Source organism: Streptomyces sp. NPDC050625 (genome assembly GCF_040654755.1).
In the GTDB taxonomy this organism is placed as follows: Bacteria; Actinomycetota; Actinomycetes; order Streptomycetales; family Streptomycetaceae; genus Streptomyces.
This window is the reverse complement of record NZ_JBFAIQ010000002.1, coordinates 637,627-653,553: the sequence shown is the minus strand read 5'-3', so window position 1 is coordinate 653,553 and position 15,927 is coordinate 637,627. Positions and strand designations below refer to the sequence as shown.

Genomic DNA, 15,927 nt, shown 5'->3' with positions numbered 1-15,927 from the left:
GGAGGAGAGCGATGGCACAGCTGCGACAGGAAGTCGAGCCGGACGAGGTCGGGCTGGACGCCAAGGCCCTTGACCGCCTCGACCAGCACTTCGCGCACCACGTCGACGACGGACGCCTGCCCGGCTTCCTGGTGTCCGTGGCCCGCGGCGGCCGTGTCGCCCACCTCACCACGCACGGCCACCGCGACATCGCGGCCGGGCTGCCGGTCGAGCCGGACACGCTGTGGCGGATCTACTCGATGACCAAGCCGGTCACCGCGGTCGCGGCGCTGCTGCTGGTGGAGGAGGGCAGGCTGTCGCTGGACGACCCGGTCGGCCGTCACCTTCCCGTGTTCGCCGAGCCGCGGGTGTATGTGAGCGGAGCCGGGGCCGAGGTGCGCACCCGCCCCGCCGACGGACCGATCCTGATCCGGCACCTTCTCACCCACACCGCGGGCCTGACGTTCGGCTTCTACTACTCCCATCCCGTCGACGCCCTCTACCGCGACGCCCACCTGGAGTCCTCGGTACCGCCGGGCGCGGACCTCGCCGAGACGGTCGACGTGTACGCGAGCCTGCCGCTGCAGTTCGAGCCGGGGACGCAGTGGAACTACTCGGTCGCCTCCAATGTGCTCGGCCGGGTCATCGAGGTGGTCTCCGGGCAGCCGCTGGACGAGTTCTTCGCCGAACGGATCTTCCGCCCCCTGGGCATGACGGACGCCGGGCTCCACATCACTCCCGAACAGGCCCCGCGGCTCTCGGAGTTGTACGGCGAGACGGACGACGGCGGCATCGCGCCCATCCCCGGGCTCCCGCTGCGCGGCCGGCCGCGCTTCCTGTCCGGCAGCGGCGGCATGGCGGCCACGGCGTACGACTACCACCGCTTCATGGAGATGCTCCGCCGGGGCGGCGAACTGGACGGCACCCGCCTCCTGTCCCCCGGCACGCTCGCCCTGATGACCAGCAATCACCTTCCCGGCGGCGTCGACCTGCGCACCTTCGGCGCCCCGGCCCACCAGGAACCCGGCAACGAGGGCGTCGGCTTCGGCTTCAACGTCTCCGTCGTGATCGACCCGTCCCGCACCCTCGCCCCGACGGGCCTGGGCACGTACGGCTGGAGCGGCGTGGCGACCACGACCTTCTGGGTCGACCCGAGCCGCGACCTGACGGTGCAGTTCATGACCCAGGTACGGCCGAAGACGCTGAAGGTGTTCCCGGAGCTGAAGCGGCTGGTGCACGAGGCGGTCGTCGACTGAGGACGAACCGGCTTCACGGCACGGCCCCGGCTCCGTCACACCAGATTGGCCTCCGGGCGCGGGGCGTCGGCCGCGAAGCGTGCGGCGCTCAACGGGCCGACGTCCAGGAAGGGTTCGCGGCCGAGGTACAGGTCGCGGACGACCTCGCCGACGGCCGGGCCCTGCAGGAAACCATGGCCGGAGAAGCCCGTCGCGTACAGGAAGCGGGAGACCGAAGTCGCCTCGCCGATCAGGGCGTTGTGGTCGGGGGTGTTCTCGTACAGGCCCGCCCAGCCGCCGGTGCGGCGCAGGTCGAGCAGGGCGGGCGCGCGCCGCTGCATCGCCTCGTACAGGCGGGGGATCCAGCGGTCGTGGGTGTCGGTGGCGAAGCCAGGTTTCTCGTCGGGGTCGGACATGCCGAGCAGCAGGCCGGGGCCCTCGGCGTGGAAGTAGAGGCTGGTGGTGAAGTCGATCGTCATGGGGAGGGCGGGAGGCAGGCCCGGGACCGGTTCGGTGACGGCGACCTGCCGGCGCAGCGGCTCCACCGGCAGGTCGACGCCCACCATCGCGCCGACGGCCCGCGACCACGCCCCGGCCGCGCAGATCACGGTGTCGGTGGCGATCCGGCCCAGGGTGGTGGTCACGGCGGTGATGCCGGCGCCGTGCAGTTCGATGCCGGTGACCTCGGTGTGGCGCAGGATCCGGGCGCCGTGGGCGCGGGCGGCGGCCGCGTAGCCGTGGACGACGGACTCGGGGGTGCAGTGGCCGTCGTCCGACGACCAGGCGGCGGCGAGCAGGCCGTCGGTGGTGATGAGCGGGGACAGCCGGCGGGCCTCCCCCGGGGTGATCAGACGGCTGGGCACACCGAGCGAGTTCTGCAGCCGGACGCCCTGTTCGAAGGAGGCCACCTCCTCGGGCGTGGACAGCAGGAAGAGGTAGCCGACCCGGTGCAGCCCGATGTCGTACCCGGTGTCCTCCTCGAACCGGCCGAACGCCTCCAGGCTCCTCGCCCCGAGCTGGATGTTGAGCGCGTCGGAGAACTGCGCCCGCACCCCGCCCGCCGCCTTCGACGTGGAGCCGGCGGCGAGCTCGTCCCGCTCGACCAGCACGACATCGCGTACGCCGGCGCTCGCCAGGTGGTAGGCGATGCTGGTGCCCATCACCCCGCCGCCGATGACCACGACCCGGGCCTGGAGATTCACGCGCGTGCCTCCTTCGCCGCGCGGATCACGGCCCAGGCCGCCGCGGCGTCCTGGATGCCGAGTCCGACGCTGTTGTAGTAGACGATGTCGTCGGGCGAGGTGCGGGCGGAGCGCCGTCCGGTGAGCACCTCGCCCAGCGGGACCAGGTCCGCGGGCGCGAGCAGGCCCTCGCGCAGCGCGTCCACGACGGGTCCGGCATGTCCCGCGGCCGTCGCCGGATCGTCCACGACGACGGCGGCGGCCCGTCGTACGACCTCGGTGTCGACCTCGCGCCGGGTCGGCTCGAACGAGCCCACACTGACCACTGTGCACCCGGGCGCCAGCCACTCACCACGCACCACGGGTGTCGTGCTGAGCGTGCAGGCGGCCACCAGCGAAGCCCCGGTCACGGCCTCCTCGGCGCTGTCGGCCGCGCGCACCGGGACGTCCAGTTCGGCCAGGGTCCGCGCGGCGCGGGCGCGGTGCGCGGGGGTCGGGCTCCACAGCCGTACGGACGTCACCTCCCGCACCCGGGCGATCGCCCGTACGTGGGCGAGGGCCTGGGTGCCCGAGCCCAGGACGGCCGGCTCCACGACGCCGGGGACGGCCAGCGCGTCCACGGCCACGGCGCTGCCCGCGGCCGTGCGCAGGGTGGTCAGCGCGGTGCCGTCCAGCACGGCGGCGAGCCGGCCGGTCACCGGATCCAGGGCGGTGACGACCGCATGGACGGTGGGCAGCCCGGCGGCCGCGTTGCCCGGGTTGACGCTGCCGAACTTCGCCACCGGGCCGGTGTCCGCCGAGAGCCGGGCGAGGTAGGCGAAGACCACGCTGTCGTCGAAGCGGCTGGGCTCCATGATCTTCCCGGGCAGGTCGGCGTCGCCGGTCCCGAGCGCGGTGAAGGCCGCCCGCTGCGAGGCGATCGCCGCGTCGAGGTCCAGCAGCCGCGCCACCTGCTCGCCGGAGAGAAAGAGGACGTCGTCGGTCATCCCCACATCCTGTCCGGGCCGTCGCCCGGCGAATCAGGACCAGTGGGCGACGGCGTCCAGATGGGGCAGGTTGTGGTCCAGACGCTCCCGCTTGGTGCGCAGATAGGTGATGTTGTTCTCGCACGGCTCGATCAGCAGCGGAACCGTCTCTGCGACCTCTATGCCGTGCTGGAGCAGCGATTCGCGCTTGCGCGGGTTGTTGGACATCAGACGTACGGAGCGGACCCCCAGGTCGCGCAGGATCCCGGCGGCGACGCCGTAGTCGCGGGCGTCGACCGGCAGGCCCAGGGCGAGGTTCGCCTCCACCGTGTCCAGGCCCTCCGCCTGCAGGGCCATCGCGCGCAGCTTGGCGAGCAGACCGATGCCGCGGCCCTCGTGCCCCCTCAAGTAGACGACGATGCCGCTGCCTTCGGCGACGACCGCGCGCAGCGCGGAGGCCAGCTGGTCGCCGCACTCGCAGTGCTGGGAGCCGAACGCGTCGCCGGTCAGGCATTCCGAGTGCAGCCGGGTGAGAACGTGCTCGGTGCCGATGTCGCCGTAGACCAGGGCCACTTGCTCGTCACCGCGGTCGTGGTCCAGGTAGCCGACCGCCTGGAATTTCCCGTACACGGTGGGCAACGGTGCATTCACGACGCGTTCCACGCCCGAACGCCGTGGGGTCTTCTGGCCGAGTACGCCGATGTTTTCTGTCATGATCTGATTCCTAAGCAGAGACGAAAGGCCGTGAAAAGATGAGTGGTTCGGGCGCGCCTACGGCGGCATACGGGCTGTTGCCGGCGGACACCACGGACGACGTACGGACGCGGGCGGCCGGCGTCTCAACACAGGTCGCCGTCCTTCCGGTCGGGAGCTTCGAACAGCACGGTCCCTTCCTTCCCCTGGCGACCGACACCCTGGTCGCCTGTGCCGTCGCGCGGGAGATCGCCGCAGCGTACCCGGTGCATCTCCTTCCTCCCGTGACGATCGCCTGCTCGCACGAGCACGCGGCCTGGCCCGGTACCGTCAGCATCTCGTCCGTGACCCTTCATGCGGTGGTGCGGGACATCGCCGCGTCGCTGCGCCGGTCGGGCGTCGACGCGCTCGTCGTGGTCAACGGCCACGGCGGCAACTACGTACTGGGAAACGTCGTTCAGGAGTCCTCCGCGCGCGGGGAGCGGATGGCGCTGTTCCCGGCCCCGGAGGACTGGGAGGAGGCACTGGAGCGGGCCGGCGTGCGGACCTCGATGCTCACCGACATGCACGCGGGGGAAATCGAGACCTCCATTCTGCTGCACGCTCATCCCGAATTGGTCCGCCCTGGTTACGAGTCCGCCGATTTCACGGCGGACGACCGCCGTCATCTACTCACCACGGGAATGTCCCGCTATACCGAATCGGGCGTCATCGGCCGTCCTTCCCTGGGGTCGGCGGAAAAGGGGAAGGAACTGCTGGCGAGCCTCGCCGAATCCTTCGGCGCGTATTTCGAGTTGCTCACGTCCACGGACGGGCCGGGGTAGTCCGACCCGGCGCGGGAGCGCAGCCCGGTGTACCAGCGCACGACCAGGACGACGGCGCCGGGCAGGCTCGCCACGAAGCTCAGCACGCCGTACACGACCGCGACGGCCACTCCGCTGCTCGCGCCCAGTCCGGCGGCGCCGAACGCCCAGGCGGTGACGCCCTCCCGGGGGCCGAACCCGCCGACGTTCAGCGGCAGGCCCATGGCGACCAGGGCGAGGACCGCGATCGGGACCAGCACCGCGACGGAGGCGCCGGAGCCGGCGACATGGGCCGCCACGACGAACATCGCGACGTGCCCGGCGAGGACGACCACCGAGGAGAGCGCGACGCCCGGCCCGTTGCCGCGGGACAGCAGACCCTGGCGCGCCTCGCCGAGGGTCCTGCGCAGCGCGCCGCCGCGCCGCGCGGGCGCGCGGTTCATCCGGAGCGCGAGGACGACGGCGAGCGCGCCCGCCGCGGCCAGGGCCACCAGCGGGGCGAAGCCGCGCACGTCGTCCCGCACCGGGGACGGCAGGGTCAGCAGGGCCGCACCGCCGAGGACGGCCAGCGCGATCTGCCCGGCGACGCGCTCCAGGACGACCGCCCGCACGGCACGGCCCATGTCGCCGGCGCTCTGCCCGTGCCGGACCGCGCGGTGCACATCGCCGAGGACACCGCCGGGCAGGGCCGCGTTGAGGAACAGCGCGCGGTAGTAGTCGGCCACGGCGGGCCCGAGGGGCAGCCGGATCCGCAACCCCCGGGCCACCAGCTGCCAACGCCAGGCGCTGAACACGGTGGTGACCACCCCGACGGCCACGGCGGCCAGCAGCGTGGGCGAATCGATCCGCCGCAGCCCGTCCAGGAAGACGCCGGTGCCGAGCTTCCACAGCAGCGCGGCGAGGATGGCGACCCCGGCTACGGTGCCGAAGTGCGCGCGCACGGCCCGGAGGTCGAGCCGGCCGAGGAGGCGGCGCGGGCCGGTGCCGTGCCGTTGCCCGGCATCCGGGGCGCCGTCCGGGGCCGCGAGGGCACCGGCCGGGTCGACCGGGGAGCCGGCGTCGGACGCCTGGGCGGGTACGGCGAGACAGCCGTCGTCGGACGCCTGCGCGGGTACGGCGAGACTGCCGTCGTCGGACACCTGGGCGGGTACGACGAGACAGCCGCCGTCGGACGCCTGCGCGGGTACGACGAGACCCCCGCCGTCCTGCGGGCCCGCGGTCGCCGCGGTGCCGGTCCTGTGCACGCGCGCGCGTGCCGGTGCCGTGGGCGTCACGCGCGCGTGGCCGGCCGCCCGTATCGTGCGGGACGTCGCCCCGGCGCCCACCGTCCCGGTGCTCATGACGCCCCGCCCCTGGGCCGGGGCAGCGCCAGTACGTCGCTGTGGTGGACGACGACGTGCAGCTCACCGGCCTCGCAGGCGGCCAGCCGCTCCTGGAGGTAGCGGTCGGCGCGCTCGCGCAGTTCGGGGCGCTGGTCCACGGCCGCGCCCACCCAGCCACGCAGCCACTGGGCGGTCAGCGCCGACTCGGCCGGGCCCAGCCGCCACGGGCTCGGATTCACCTTCACCGTCGCGCCGCGCTGGCCGAACACCTCGCAGGCCACGGTGACCGCGTCGGGGCCGAGGAGGCCGCCGCGGCGCTGGTGGGCGTTGAACGCCTCCGCCAGGTCGGCGTCCAGCGGGTCCGACGGGGTGAGTTCGACGCGTCCGGCCACCGAGAGGGTCAGCAGGGCCGGGCAGCCGGCCCCGACGCAGGCGTCCGCGAGGGTCTCGACCTCCTCGCGGGTGAGGACGTCGAGCAGCGCGGAGGCCGTCACCAGGGAGGCGCCGGTCAGCGCGTCCGGGGTCAGCCGGGCCATCTCGCCGCGGCGCGTCTCCACCGTGACCCGGCTGCCGTCGGCGGCGGCGCGCGGGGAGGCCACGGCGGCGAAGTGCAGGAGGTAGGGGTCGCGGTCGTGCAGGATCCAGTGCTGGGCGCCGTCGAGCCGGGGCGCGAGCCAGCGGCCCATCGAGCCGGTGCCGCAGCCGAGGTCGTGCACGGCGAACCCGCCCGTGTGCCCCGGCAGGTTGGCGAGCCGGATGCGCAGCGGGTCGAGCAGATCGAGCGCGCGGGCGGCCGCGTCGGCGCTCTCCCGCAACTCCAGCCACTCGGGCGCGTACCGCGGCGGCTCCTCGGACCCGCCCTCCCGCAGCCGCACGGTGGCCCGCTCCCCGGGCCGGGCCACGGGCCCGGCACCTGCGATCACGTCGGACACCCCCTCCTCGCTCTCCGGTCCGGACACGGGCGCACGCTCCTCGCCGCGCGGCCCCGGCTGCGCCGGGATCGCCCCGGTCGGCGTGGTCACCGTCGTCTTCCTCATGCCGCCCTCCGGGGTTCGTCAGGGAGCCTCAGCAGGACTCCGGCCAGGCTGCGGGCCGTGGTCGCCCAGCCGTCGAGGGCCGCACGGCGGCCGCGGGCGGCGGCCTTGAGCCGGCGGCGCACATCGGCCTCGCCGAACCAGCCGCGCAGTTCGGCGGCGAGCGCGGCGGGGTCCTCCGGCGGCACGAGGATGCCGGGCACGCCGCCGTCGGGGGCGCGGCCGACCGCCTCGGGCAGACCGCCGACATCGGTCGCGAGGACCGGGATGCCCCGGGCCAGGGCCTCCGTGACGGCCATGCCGTACGTCTCCGCGTACGAGGTGAGGACCATCAGGTCGGCGGCGGCGTAGCTGGCGTCGAGGTCGACGCCGGCGCGGGGGCCCACCAGGTGCAGACGGTCCGTCAGGCCGTACTTCGCGATCAGGGACCGCAGATGTGCGACGTACTCCGGGTCGTGCCCGAGTCCGCCCACGCAGACGCAGTCCCACGGCAGGTCCCGTACCGTCGCCAGGGCCTCGACCAGCCGGTGCTGCCCCTTGCGCGGGGTCACCGCGGCCACGCACAGCAGATGCGAGACGCCGTCGGTACCGGGCGCGAGCGGCGCGATGTCGGCGCCGGGGGCGGCGACATGGACCCGCTCGGGGGCGAGGCCGTGGTGGGAGACGAGGCGGCGGACCGCCCAGTCGCTGGTGGCCACGACGGCGGGTACGGCCCGCAGCACCGCGCGCTCCCGGGCGTCCAGGTCCGCGGCCACCGACGGGTCGAGGCCCGTCTCGTCGCCGAGCGGGAGGTGCACGAGCACCGCGAGGCGCAGGCGTTCCGCCTCGGGGACGACGATCTCGGGGACGCCGCAGGCGACCAGCCCGTCCAGCAGGACGACCGTGCCGTCCGGCAGTTCCCGCAGCGTGCGGGCGAGTTCGTCACGGGCGGCCGCACCGGGCCGGGGCCAGGCCCCGTTGACGGCGTGCTTGGTGACCTGCCAGCCGAACCCAGGCAGGTCCAGGCAGACGCGCCGGTCGTAGGCGTTGCCGCCGCTCGGCGAGGCCGGGTCGTCGACGCCGCCCGGCATCACGAAGTGCACGGTGCGCAGGGACATGGGCATGATCCCGACGTTCGCAGGGGCGGCCGCGCGCTGCGCGGGCACATAGGTCAGGGCCGGGGCCCGGTCGATGGCCATGTCGGTCACAGGCCACGCTCGTAACTCGCCCAGGCGACATGTGACTCGTGCAGGGTGACCGTGATACCCGCCAGACCCCTGGCGCCTTCGCCCAGGGCGCCCTTCTCGATGCGCTCGGCGAGCCGGTCGGCGATGACCTTGGCGAGGAACTCCGTGGAGGTGTTGACGCCGGCGAAGTCGGGCTCGTCGTCGAGGTTGCGGTAGTTCAGCTCGCTGACGACGGCGCCCAGTTCCTGGGTGGCCAGTCCGATGTCGACGACGATGTTGTCGTCGTCCAGCTGCTCACGGCGGAAGGTGGCGTCCACGAGGAACGTGGCGCCGTGCAGTCGCTGCGCGGGCCCGAACACCTCGCCGCGGAAGCTGTGGGCGATCATGATGTGATCGCGGACGGTGATGCTGAACAACGGACGACCCTCCAGGTGCGGCACGTCTGGCCCCTCCGGCCCCTTGCTGGCGGGGATGCTGTGTAGTACGGCTCTTCGCTTCCCCGTGTTCAGCTCCCTCTCACTCTTTTCTCAGGTCAGACCCTTTTGTCGTCCGGGATTGAACGGGTCCGTCAGGCTGTGTCCGCGAGGTCGGCGTACCTGACCCGGTGGCACAGGGCGGGGATCTCTCCCGAGGCGAGCCTCGGCAGCACCGCCGGGAGCTCCTCGAACGGGCTCTCCCCGGTGACCAGCGCGTCCAGCGCCGGGTCGGCGAGCAGGTCGAGGGCCAGGGCGAGCCGGTCGGCGTAGCTGCGACTCGCGCGGGCCGGGGAGACGGTGCCGACCTGGCTGCTACGGACGGTGAGCCGGCGCGAGTGGAAGGCCTCGCCGAGCGGGAGGGCGATGCGCCGGTCGCCGTACCAGCTCAGTTCGAGGACGGTGCCCTCGGCGCGCAGCAGTTCGAGGGAGCGGGCGAGTCCCTGTTCGGTGGCGCTGGCGTGGACGACCAGGTCGCAGTCGCCGAGGGCGTCCTCGGGCGAGGCGAAGCCGACGCCGAGGGCCTCGGCGGTCTTGGCGCGCGCCGGGTCGGCGTCGACCAACTGCAGCCGCACTCCCGGGAAGCGGGCCAGCAGGGCGGCCACCGAGCAGCCGACCATGCCGCCGCCGACCACCGCGATCCGGTCGCCGACCAGGGGGGCGGCGTCCCACAGGGCGTTCACGGCCGTCTCGACCGTCCCGGCGAGGACGGCCCGTTCGGCGGGCACGTTCTCCGGCACCGGGGTCACCGCGTTCACCGGAACGACGTAGCGGGTCTGGTGCGGATACAGACAGAAGACGGTTCGGCCGGTCAGCTCATCCGGTCCCTCCTCCACGACCCCGACATTGAGGTAGCCGTACTTCACCGGTCCGGGGAAGTCGCCCTCCTGGAACGGCGCCCGCATCGCGGTGTGCTGGCCGGCCGGGACGCCCCCGCGGAAGACGAGCGTCTCCGTGCCGCGGCTCACGCCGGAGTAGAGCGAGCGCACCAGCACCTCACCCTGGCTGGGCCCCGTGAGGGTGACGTCACGGATCTCGCCGTGGCCCGGCGAGCTCAGCCAGAAAGCGCGCGCGGAGCGGTTCATCGGCATCCTCCTGAACGATCGGGAACCTGTTCACGTACCGAGATGTGCACAGGCCGCGCACAGTACGCGGCGTTGATCGACTCTGTCACTCGGCCGGAGGACGTGCGGTGGCCCTGAACAACACTTACGAAGCAAGGCTGGTCCAGCAGGAGACCGCTGTGGGAGCGGGCGTGCAGATCCTGTTGCTGGCCCTGCTCGGCTCGGCGATCGGCATGGGGCCGGCGGGCTGGCTGACGGGGCTCGCGTTCGCGATCGCGAGCTGGGCGGTGCTCTCACGGGCGCTGCACCGCTCCCGGCTGCGTTCCTTCGGCCCGGCGAACCGGGTCACCCTCGGCCGGGCGACGCTGGTGGGCGGGGTGACGGCGCTGGTCGCGGACTCCTTCGAGAGCTCGCCGCCGGTCACGCTCCTGGTGGGCCTGACGGCCGTGGCGCTGATCCTGGACGGCGTGGACGGGAAGGTCGCCCGGCGCACCGGCACGTCGACGGCGCTGGGGGCGCGTTTCGACATGGAGGTCGACGCGTTCCTGATCCTGGTGCTGAGCGTGTACGTGTCGATGCAACTCGGCCCGTGGGTGCTGCTGATCGGCGCGATGCGCTACGCGTTCGTCGCCGCGGCCAAGGTCGCACCCTGGCTGAACGCGCCGCTGCCGCCGTCCTTCGCCCGCAAGACGGTCGCCGCGATCCAGGGCGTCTGTCTGCTGCTGGCCGGCTCGGAACTGCTCCCGCACGTCGCGAACACGGCAGTGGCGCTGCTGGCCCTGATCTCGCTGCTGTGGTCGTTCGGCCGGGACGTGCTGTGGCTGTGGCGGACGTCCCGGACCGTCGTCGTGGAGGCACCCGCCCTGGAGGCCCGGGAGAAAATGCTGGAGCTAGTCGCGCGGTGACCGTCCCTCCCCCCACACTGCGAAGGGCCCGGACCAGCTGCTGCTCCGGGCCCTTCGCGTACGGCTGTTCCGACCGTCCGACCGTTACGACCGTTCCGACCGGCTCCGTACGATCGCGTAAGCCCCGGCCGCCAGGCCCAGCACGCCGACGATCAGCCCCGCGCTGCCGAGGCTGCGGGCGGTGGAGTCATTCGGGTCGCCCGAGTCCGAGACGGCCTGTGCGGACCCGCTCTTGGCGTCCCCGCTCTTGGCTTCGCCGCCCTGCGCGCCCGACGAACCGGCGCTTTCGTCGTCACCGGCCGTGAGCTTCAGCACCGGCGCGGGATTCTCCGACTCGTCCTCGCCGCCCTGCTCGATCCAGCGGACGACCTTGCCGTCGGAGTAGGTCTGGAGGGTCTTGAAGGTCAGCTGGTCAACGTCCTTGGGCAGTTCACCGAAGGCCACGTCGAAGTCCTCGTACTGACCGGCCCCGATCTTGCCACCGGTCCAGGTGATCGCGGAGACGGCCTCGTCGATGGTCCCGTCGTCGGTCTTGACCGGCTTCTTGAGCTTGGTGGTGGTCACCTTGGCGGTCCAGCCGTCCCGCGGGTGGACGAGCACGCCGAGGACGGGGTGGTCGGTGGGCAGGAAGACCTGCACCTCGGTGGTGCTCGCGCTGTCCTCCTCGTTGGGCACACGGAAGGTCAGCAGACCGTCCGTGGCTCCCTTGGCGTAGCTCTCTGGATGGACGGTGACATGCGCCGAGGCGATGCCCGCGGCACCGAGGACAGCGGCGGCGGCGAGGGCGGTGACGGCGGCGGCACGGCGCAGGGCGATGCGGTTCCTGGACATTGCAGACATGGGTGAGTGGATCTCCGTACGGGGTGGAGGGTGTGAGGCTGACTCAGATCGTGTACGGAATCCGGCCCGGAGGCCCTCGGCGACGCACCGCATACCGGAGTGGAAGCCGGCGCGAGGGGGTGACGACGTCCGGGGCGCTGCGCAGCCCGTCGACCAGCGCCGGCAACGGCGAGCCCCGCCACCAGGCCACCAGCCCCGGCACGAGCGCGACGGCACGGCGCAGGAGCGTCCAGAGTGCGGCCTCGCCGCGCCGCAGCCACCAGGAGGCGACGAGAGCGGCGAGGACGTGCGCGACGGTGACGTGCGTGGTGAGCGCGTGGGGGCGGGTCATGGACGTCATGCTGTGACCGTGCATGACCGCCACGGCGTGACTATGGGAGACCACCGTGCGCATGGCATGCCTGGGCATGGGGGTGGCGGCGGGCCGGGCCACGTCGAAGCCGACGTGCAGCCCCGCCTGGGTGACGAACATGGCCGCGCCGATCCCCGCCAGCGACCGCTCCCTGCCACCGAGCAGCCACCCCAGCGCGAACACACCGAGGAACCCGGCCGCATCGGCCCACAGCGGCGGCATCGCCCCCATCGCGAGCCCGTGCCCGGCGGCAGCGAGCAGCACACACACCGCGGCGAACACAGCGGCGCGCAGACTCCTCACCGCCGGGGACGCGCTCATGGTCGGTGATCCTCCCACGGTGGCGGGACACGTGTCGCGACGACGCTCTGGTTCAGTGCGGACGCACAGGCGAAGTCCCGTCACCCACGCAGCAGTTCGCCCGGTCCGACCTGTGCAAGGAGCGGCGGCTCGCTCTCCCCTTCGTAGGCGAGGTGGAGCTCGCGCCGGGCACGCGTGGCCAGCACGTAGTACGTCATGCGCAGCGCGGCCGAGGTGGGATCGGCAGCCGCGTCGGTGTGCGCGTCGGGGATCACGACCGTGTCGAAGCCCAGCCCCTTGGCGCAGGATCCCCTCGCGGTGGGCGCGGGCTCCCGCACTCGCGCCCACCGGGGGACCGCCTCAGGCGGCCTTGCGTGCGCGGTCGCGGTGGGCGCGCACGATCTCCGCGTACCGGTGTCCGCTTCCCTTGATCGTGCGGACCTGTGTGCGGTAGTCGACGTGGACGAGGCCGAAGCGCTTGTCGTAGCCGTACGCCCACTCGAAGTTGTCCAGGAGGGACCAGGCGAAGTAACCGGCCAGCGGGGCTCCCTTGCGGGCCGCCGAGGCGCAGGCTGCCAGGTGGGTCAGCAAGTACTCCTGGCGTTCGGGGTCGTCGACGGTGCCGTCGGGGCGGACGACGTCCGGGTAGGCCGAGCCGTTCTCCGTGACGTAGATCTTGCGGGCGCCGTACTCGTCCGTCAGGCGCAGCAGCAGGGTCTCGATGCCGCTCGCGTCGATCTCCCAGTCCATGCCGGTACGGGGGACGCCGGGGCGGCGCACGGAGCGGACGCGGGGCGCCGGGCCGGTGGGGTCGTCGGCCACGTACGCCGGGAAGTAGTAGTTGAGGCCGAGCCAGTCCAGCGGGGCCGCGATCGTCGCCAAGTCGTTCTGCCGCTCGGGGAGTTCGACGCCGTACACCTCGCGCATGTCGGCCGGGAAGCCGCGGCCGTGGACCGGGTCCAGCCACCAGCGGTTGACGTGGCCGTCGTGGCGGCGGGCTGCCGCCTCGTCCTCGGGGCGGTCGGTGGCGGGAAACACCGTGGAGAGGTTGTTGACGATGCCGATCCTGGCGCCCGGGGCGGCCGCGCGGATCGACTGGGTGGCGAGGCCATGGCCGAGGAGCAGGTGGTAGGAGGCGCGGACGGCGGCCGTGAGGTCGGTCAGACCCGGGGCCATCTTGCCCTCCAGGTGGCCGATCCAGGCCGAGCAGGAGGGCTCGTTGAGGGTCGCCCAGAGCCGCACGCGGTCGCCCAGGCGTTCGGCGACGGCCGAGGCGTACTCGGCGAACGCGAGGGCGGTCGCCCGTTCCGGCCAGCCGCCGCGGTCCTGGAGGGCCTGCGGGAGGTCCCAGTGGTAGAGGGTGACGCAGGGGGTGATGCCCGCCGCCAGCAGGCCGTCCACCAACTCGTCGTAGAAGGCGAGGCCCTTGGGGTTCAGCGGGCCGTCGCCGCCCGGCATCACCCTGGGCCAGGCGATCGACAACCGGTAGGCGTTCGTGCCGAGTCGGCGCATGAGGCCGATGTCCTCGCGCCAGCGGTGGTAGTGGTCGCAGGCGACGTCGCCGTGATCGTCGTTGTCGATCTTTCCCGGGGTGTGCGAGAAGGTGTCCCAGATCGACGGGGATCGGCCGTCCTCGGCGACGGCTCCCTCGATCTGGTACGCCGCTGTGGCCGTGCCCCACAGGAAGTCGTGCGGGAGTGCGGCGAGGTCGATGCGTTCGGACACGTAAGTCCCTTCGGAACGGGGCGGGTTCACTTGACGGCGCCCGCCGTCAGGCCCGCGACGAGATAGCGCTGCAGCAGCAGGAAGCCCGCGACCACGGGCACGCTCACGACCAGCGACGCGGCCATGATCTGGTTCCAGTAGACGTCGTTGAGCGTGGAGTAGCCCTGGAGGCCGACGGCCAGGGTGCGGGTGGTGTCGTTGGTCATGACGGAGGCGAAGAGGACCTCGCCCCAGGCGGTCATGAAGGCGTAGACGGCGACCGCGACGATGCCGGGGATCGCGGCCGGCACGACGATCCGGAAGAGCGCGCCGAGCGGCCCGCAGCCGTCCACCAGCGCCGCCTCGTCCAGGTCCTTCGGCACCGAGTCGAAGTACCCGATCAGCATCCAGATCGAGAACGGCAGGGAGAAGGTGAGGTACGTCAGGATCAGACCGCCGCGCGAGCCGAACAGGGCGATTCCGGTGGCGTTGCCGATGTTGACGTAGAGGAGGAAGAGGGGCAGCAGGAAGAGGATGCCCGGGAACATCTGGGTCGAGAGCACGGTGACCGTGAAGACGCGCTTGCCTCGGAAGCTGTAGCGGCTGACGGCGTACGCGGCGAACACCGCGATCACCACCGAGCAGACGGTCGCCGCGCCCGCCACGATCAGCGAGTTCACGAAGTACTTCGCGAGCGGGACGGTCGACCAGATGTCGATGTACGGGCGGATCGTCAGGTCGCTCGGCAGCCAGCGGAACTTGCCCGTGACGTCCGCGAGCGGCTTCAGCGAGCTGGAGATCATCACGTACACCGGCACCAGCACGAAGCCGGCGAGCAGCGTGAGGAAGATCCGCCGGGTCCACAGGAAGGAGCGCGGCGGGGCCGTCGGGGAGGCCGACGGGACCCAGGACCGGGCGGGGCTAGACATCGGCGGCCCTCCGTCCGCGTGAGGTGAGCAGCAGATAGACGCCCGTGACGACGAGGAGGAACAGGAGCAGCAGGACGGACATCGCGGAGCCGGTGCCGAAGTTCCAGGTGACGAAGGACGCTTGGTAGATGTGGACCGAGATGAGGTCCGCGGACTCGGGGGCGGCCTTGCCGAACAGGACGTACGGCGTGTTGAAGTCGTTGAACGTCCACAGGAACAGGACCAGGATCAGCACCTGGTTGACGGGGCGCAGGGACGGCAGGGTGATGCGGCGGATCTGCTGCCACATTCCGGCGCCGTCCAGCGCGGCCGCCTCGTACAGTTCGCGGGGGATGTTCTGCAGCCCGGCCATCACGATGAGGAAGGCGAACGGCCAGCCCTTCCACACACTCACCACGAGCAGCGCGACGAAGCTGTTGTCGCCGATGAGCCAGAACGACGGCTTGTCGGTGAGGTGCAGTTGGTCGTGAAGGACGTGGTTCACCAGGCCGTTGTCGTGCTGGAACATGAACACCCAGGTGATGACGGCCGCGTAGACGGGCAGTGCGTACGGCACCAGGAAGAGCGCCCGGAGCAGGCCCCGGCCGCGGAACGTGTCCTGCATGCAGACCGCGGCCGTGGTGCCGATCAGCCAGCACAGGCCGACCGACAGCAGGGTGAAGCCGACCGTGACGAGAAAGGAGTGCAGCAGCGCCTCGCCGACGGGGGCGTTGAAGTCCACCGACATCCGGTAGTTGCCGAAGCCGGACCAGGGGGCGCTGCCCCAGTCGCGGATGTAGAACTGGGTGAGCTCCTTGAAGCTCATCACGATGCCGATCACCATCGGCACCAGATGGACCAGGAGTTCGAGCAGCAGGGCGGGCAGGAGCAGCAGGTACGGCAGTCCCACGCGGCGGATCCGCCCGGGGCGGCGCGAGCCGCGCGCCGCCCCGGGGGAACTCGTGGGGACCGACTCCCTGACGGGGGTGGTGGTCGTCATCGT

General features: G+C 72.3%; 16 protein-coding genes and 1 pseudogene. 3 read left to right on the top strand and 14 right to left on the bottom strand.

Annotated features, from left to right (window positions below; translation table 11 throughout):
* Positions 1-11: 11 nt before the first annotated feature.
* A complete protein-coding gene (locus AB0I54_RS07080) occupies positions 12-1,235 on the top strand; it encodes a serine hydrolase domain-containing protein (RefSeq protein WP_363294874.1) in 1,224 nt (407 codons plus the stop codon).
* Between the two features lie 35 nt (positions 1,236-1,270).
* On the opposite strand, the gene AB0I54_RS07075 is transcribed toward AB0I54_RS07080, so the two are convergent.
* From AB0I54_RS07075 to ribA, 3 genes are read right to left on the bottom strand one after another with little or no spacing between them, the layout of a single operon-like run.
* Positions 1,271-2,416, bottom strand: a complete 1,146-nt coding sequence (locus tag AB0I54_RS07075; protein ID WP_363294873.1) for an FAD-binding oxidoreductase — start codon at positions 2,414-2,416, stop codon at positions 1,271-1,273.
* Positions 2,413-3,381 (bottom strand): ornithine cyclodeaminase family protein, encoded by a 969-nt coding sequence (locus AB0I54_RS07070; protein WP_363294872.1) that lies wholly within the window; start codon positions 3,379-3,381, stop codon positions 2,413-2,415. The genes AB0I54_RS07075 and AB0I54_RS07070 overlap by 4 nt, the downstream gene beginning before the upstream one ends.
* A gap of 33 nt (positions 3,382-3,414) precedes the next feature.
* On the bottom strand, positions 3,415-4,074 hold the full coding sequence (gene ribA / locus AB0I54_RS07065) for a GTP cyclohydrolase II (RefSeq protein WP_363294871.1): 660 nt from the start codon (positions 4,072-4,074) through the stop codon (positions 3,415-3,417).
* A 38-nt stretch (positions 4,075-4,112) separates the two neighbouring features.
* Between ribA and AB0I54_RS07060 the strand changes: the two genes are divergently transcribed.
* Entirely contained in the window at positions 4,113-4,877 is a 765-nt protein-coding gene (locus AB0I54_RS07060; protein ID WP_363294870.1) for a creatininase family protein, read from the top strand.
* A gap of 116 nt (positions 4,878-4,993) precedes the next feature.
* Here the strand turns inward: AB0I54_RS07060 and AB0I54_RS07055 are convergent.
* From AB0I54_RS07055 to AB0I54_RS07035, 5 genes and pseudogenes are all read right to left on the bottom strand, one after another.
* A pseudogene (locus tag AB0I54_RS07055) lies at positions 4,994-6,196 on the bottom strand (lysylphosphatidylglycerol synthase transmembrane domain-containing protein); the annotation flags it as partial.
* On the bottom strand, positions 6,193-7,215 hold the full coding sequence (locus AB0I54_RS07050; RefSeq protein ID WP_363294869.1) for a trans-aconitate methyltransferase: 1,023 nt from the start codon (positions 7,213-7,215) through the stop codon (positions 6,193-6,195). The pseudogene AB0I54_RS07055 and the gene AB0I54_RS07050, both read right to left, overlap by 4 nt.
* Positions 7,212-8,399, bottom strand: a complete 1,188-nt coding sequence (locus AB0I54_RS07045) for a glycosyltransferase family 4 protein (RefSeq protein WP_363294868.1) — start codon at positions 8,397-8,399, stop codon at positions 7,212-7,214. The genes AB0I54_RS07050 and AB0I54_RS07045 overlap by 4 nt, the downstream gene beginning before the upstream one ends.
* Positions 8,396-8,794, bottom strand: a complete 399-nt coding sequence (locus tag AB0I54_RS07040) for a 6-carboxytetrahydropterin synthase (RefSeq protein ID WP_363294867.1) — start codon at positions 8,792-8,794, stop codon at positions 8,396-8,398. The genes AB0I54_RS07045 and AB0I54_RS07040 overlap by 4 nt, the downstream gene beginning before the upstream one ends.
* Positions 8,795-8,946: 152 nt before the next feature.
* Positions 8,947-9,936: a zinc-binding alcohol dehydrogenase gene (locus tag AB0I54_RS07035; protein ID WP_363294866.1), complete on the bottom strand. Its 990-nt coding sequence runs from the start codon at positions 9,934-9,936 to the stop codon at positions 8,947-8,949.
* Positions 9,937-10,043: 107 nt separating this feature from the next.
* On the opposite strand from AB0I54_RS07035, the gene AB0I54_RS07030 reads away from it, so the two are divergent.
* Complete coding sequence (locus AB0I54_RS07030; protein ID WP_363294865.1) at positions 10,044-10,820, top strand: CDP-alcohol phosphatidyltransferase family protein; 777 nt, start codon at positions 10,044-10,046, stop codon at positions 10,818-10,820.
* 84 nt (positions 10,821-10,904) lie between these two features.
* On the opposite strand, the gene AB0I54_RS07025 is transcribed toward AB0I54_RS07030, so the two are convergent.
* From AB0I54_RS07025 to AB0I54_RS07000, 6 genes are all read right to left on the bottom strand, one after another.
* The gene (locus AB0I54_RS07025; protein ID WP_363294991.1) at positions 10,905-11,651 is read right to left on the bottom strand and encodes a YcnI family protein; all 747 of its coding nucleotides are present in this window, start codon (positions 11,649-11,651) and stop codon (positions 10,905-10,907) included.
* A 52-nt stretch (positions 11,652-11,703) separates the two neighbouring features.
* Positions 11,704-12,333 carry a hypothetical protein gene (locus AB0I54_RS07020; RefSeq protein ID WP_363294864.1) on the bottom strand — a complete coding sequence of 210 codons (630 nt, stop codon included), beginning with the start codon at positions 12,331-12,333 and terminating at the stop codon, positions 11,704-11,706.
* 80 nt (positions 12,334-12,413) lie between these two features.
* Positions 12,414-12,650, bottom strand: coding sequence for a hypothetical protein (locus AB0I54_RS07015; RefSeq protein ID WP_363294863.1), 237 nt, complete (start codon positions 12,648-12,650; stop codon positions 12,414-12,416).
* Positions 12,651-12,672: 22 nt separating this feature from the next.
* Complete coding sequence (locus AB0I54_RS07010; RefSeq protein ID WP_363294862.1) at positions 12,673-14,037, bottom strand: GH1 family beta-glucosidase; 1,365 nt, start codon at positions 14,035-14,037, stop codon at positions 12,673-12,675.
* 26 nt (positions 14,038-14,063) lie between these two features.
* On the bottom strand, positions 14,064-14,945 hold the full coding sequence (locus tag AB0I54_RS07005; RefSeq protein ID WP_363294861.1) for a carbohydrate ABC transporter permease: 882 nt from the start codon (positions 14,943-14,945) through the stop codon (positions 14,064-14,066).
* Entirely contained in the window at positions 14,938-15,924 is a 987-nt protein-coding gene (locus AB0I54_RS07000) for a sugar ABC transporter permease (RefSeq protein ID WP_363294860.1), read from the bottom strand. Before AB0I54_RS07000 ends, AB0I54_RS07005 begins: the two co-directional genes overlap by 8 nt.
* Positions 15,925-15,927: the final 3 nt, after the last annotated feature.

What these genes read in the sequence shown, in the direction of transcription:
- AB0I54_RS07080 (WP_363294874.1), top strand. Translation starts at nt 12, where the DNA reads ATGGCACAGCTGCGACAGGAAGTCGAGCCGGACGAGGTCGGGCTGGAC.
- AB0I54_RS07070 (WP_363294872.1), bottom strand. Translation starts at nt 3,381, where the DNA reads ATGACCGACGACGTCCTCTTTCTCTCCGGCGAGCAGGTGGCGCGGCTG.
- ribA (WP_363294871.1), bottom strand. Translation starts at nt 4,074, where the DNA reads ATGACAGAAAACATCGGCGTACTCGGCCAGAAGACCCCACGGCGTTCG.
- AB0I54_RS07060 (WP_363294870.1), top strand. Translation starts at nt 4,113, where the DNA reads ATGAGTGGTTCGGGCGCGCCTACGGCGGCATACGGGCTGTTGCCGGCG.
- AB0I54_RS07050 (WP_363294869.1), bottom strand. Translation starts at nt 7,215, where the DNA reads ATGAGGAAGACGACGGTGACCACGCCGACCGGGGCGATCCCGGCGCAG.
- AB0I54_RS07035 (WP_363294866.1), bottom strand. Translation starts at nt 9,936, where the DNA reads ATGAACCGCTCCGCGCGCGCTTTCTGGCTGAGCTCGCCGGGCCACGGC.
- AB0I54_RS07025 (WP_363294991.1), bottom strand. Translation starts at nt 11,651, where the DNA reads ATGTCCAGGAACCGCATCGCCCTGCGCCGTGCCGCCGCCGTCACCGCC.
- AB0I54_RS07020 (WP_363294864.1), bottom strand. Translation starts at nt 12,333, where the DNA reads ATGAGCGCGTCCCCGGCGGTGAGGAGTCTGCGCGCCGCTGTGTTCGCC.
- AB0I54_RS07005 (WP_363294861.1), bottom strand. Translation starts at nt 14,945, where the DNA reads ATGTCTAGCCCCGCCCGGTCCTGGGTCCCGTCGGCCTCCCCGACGGCC.
- AB0I54_RS07000 (WP_363294860.1), bottom strand. Translation starts at nt 15,924, where the DNA reads ATGACGACCACCACCCCCGTCAGGGAGTCGGTCCCCACGAGTTCCCCC.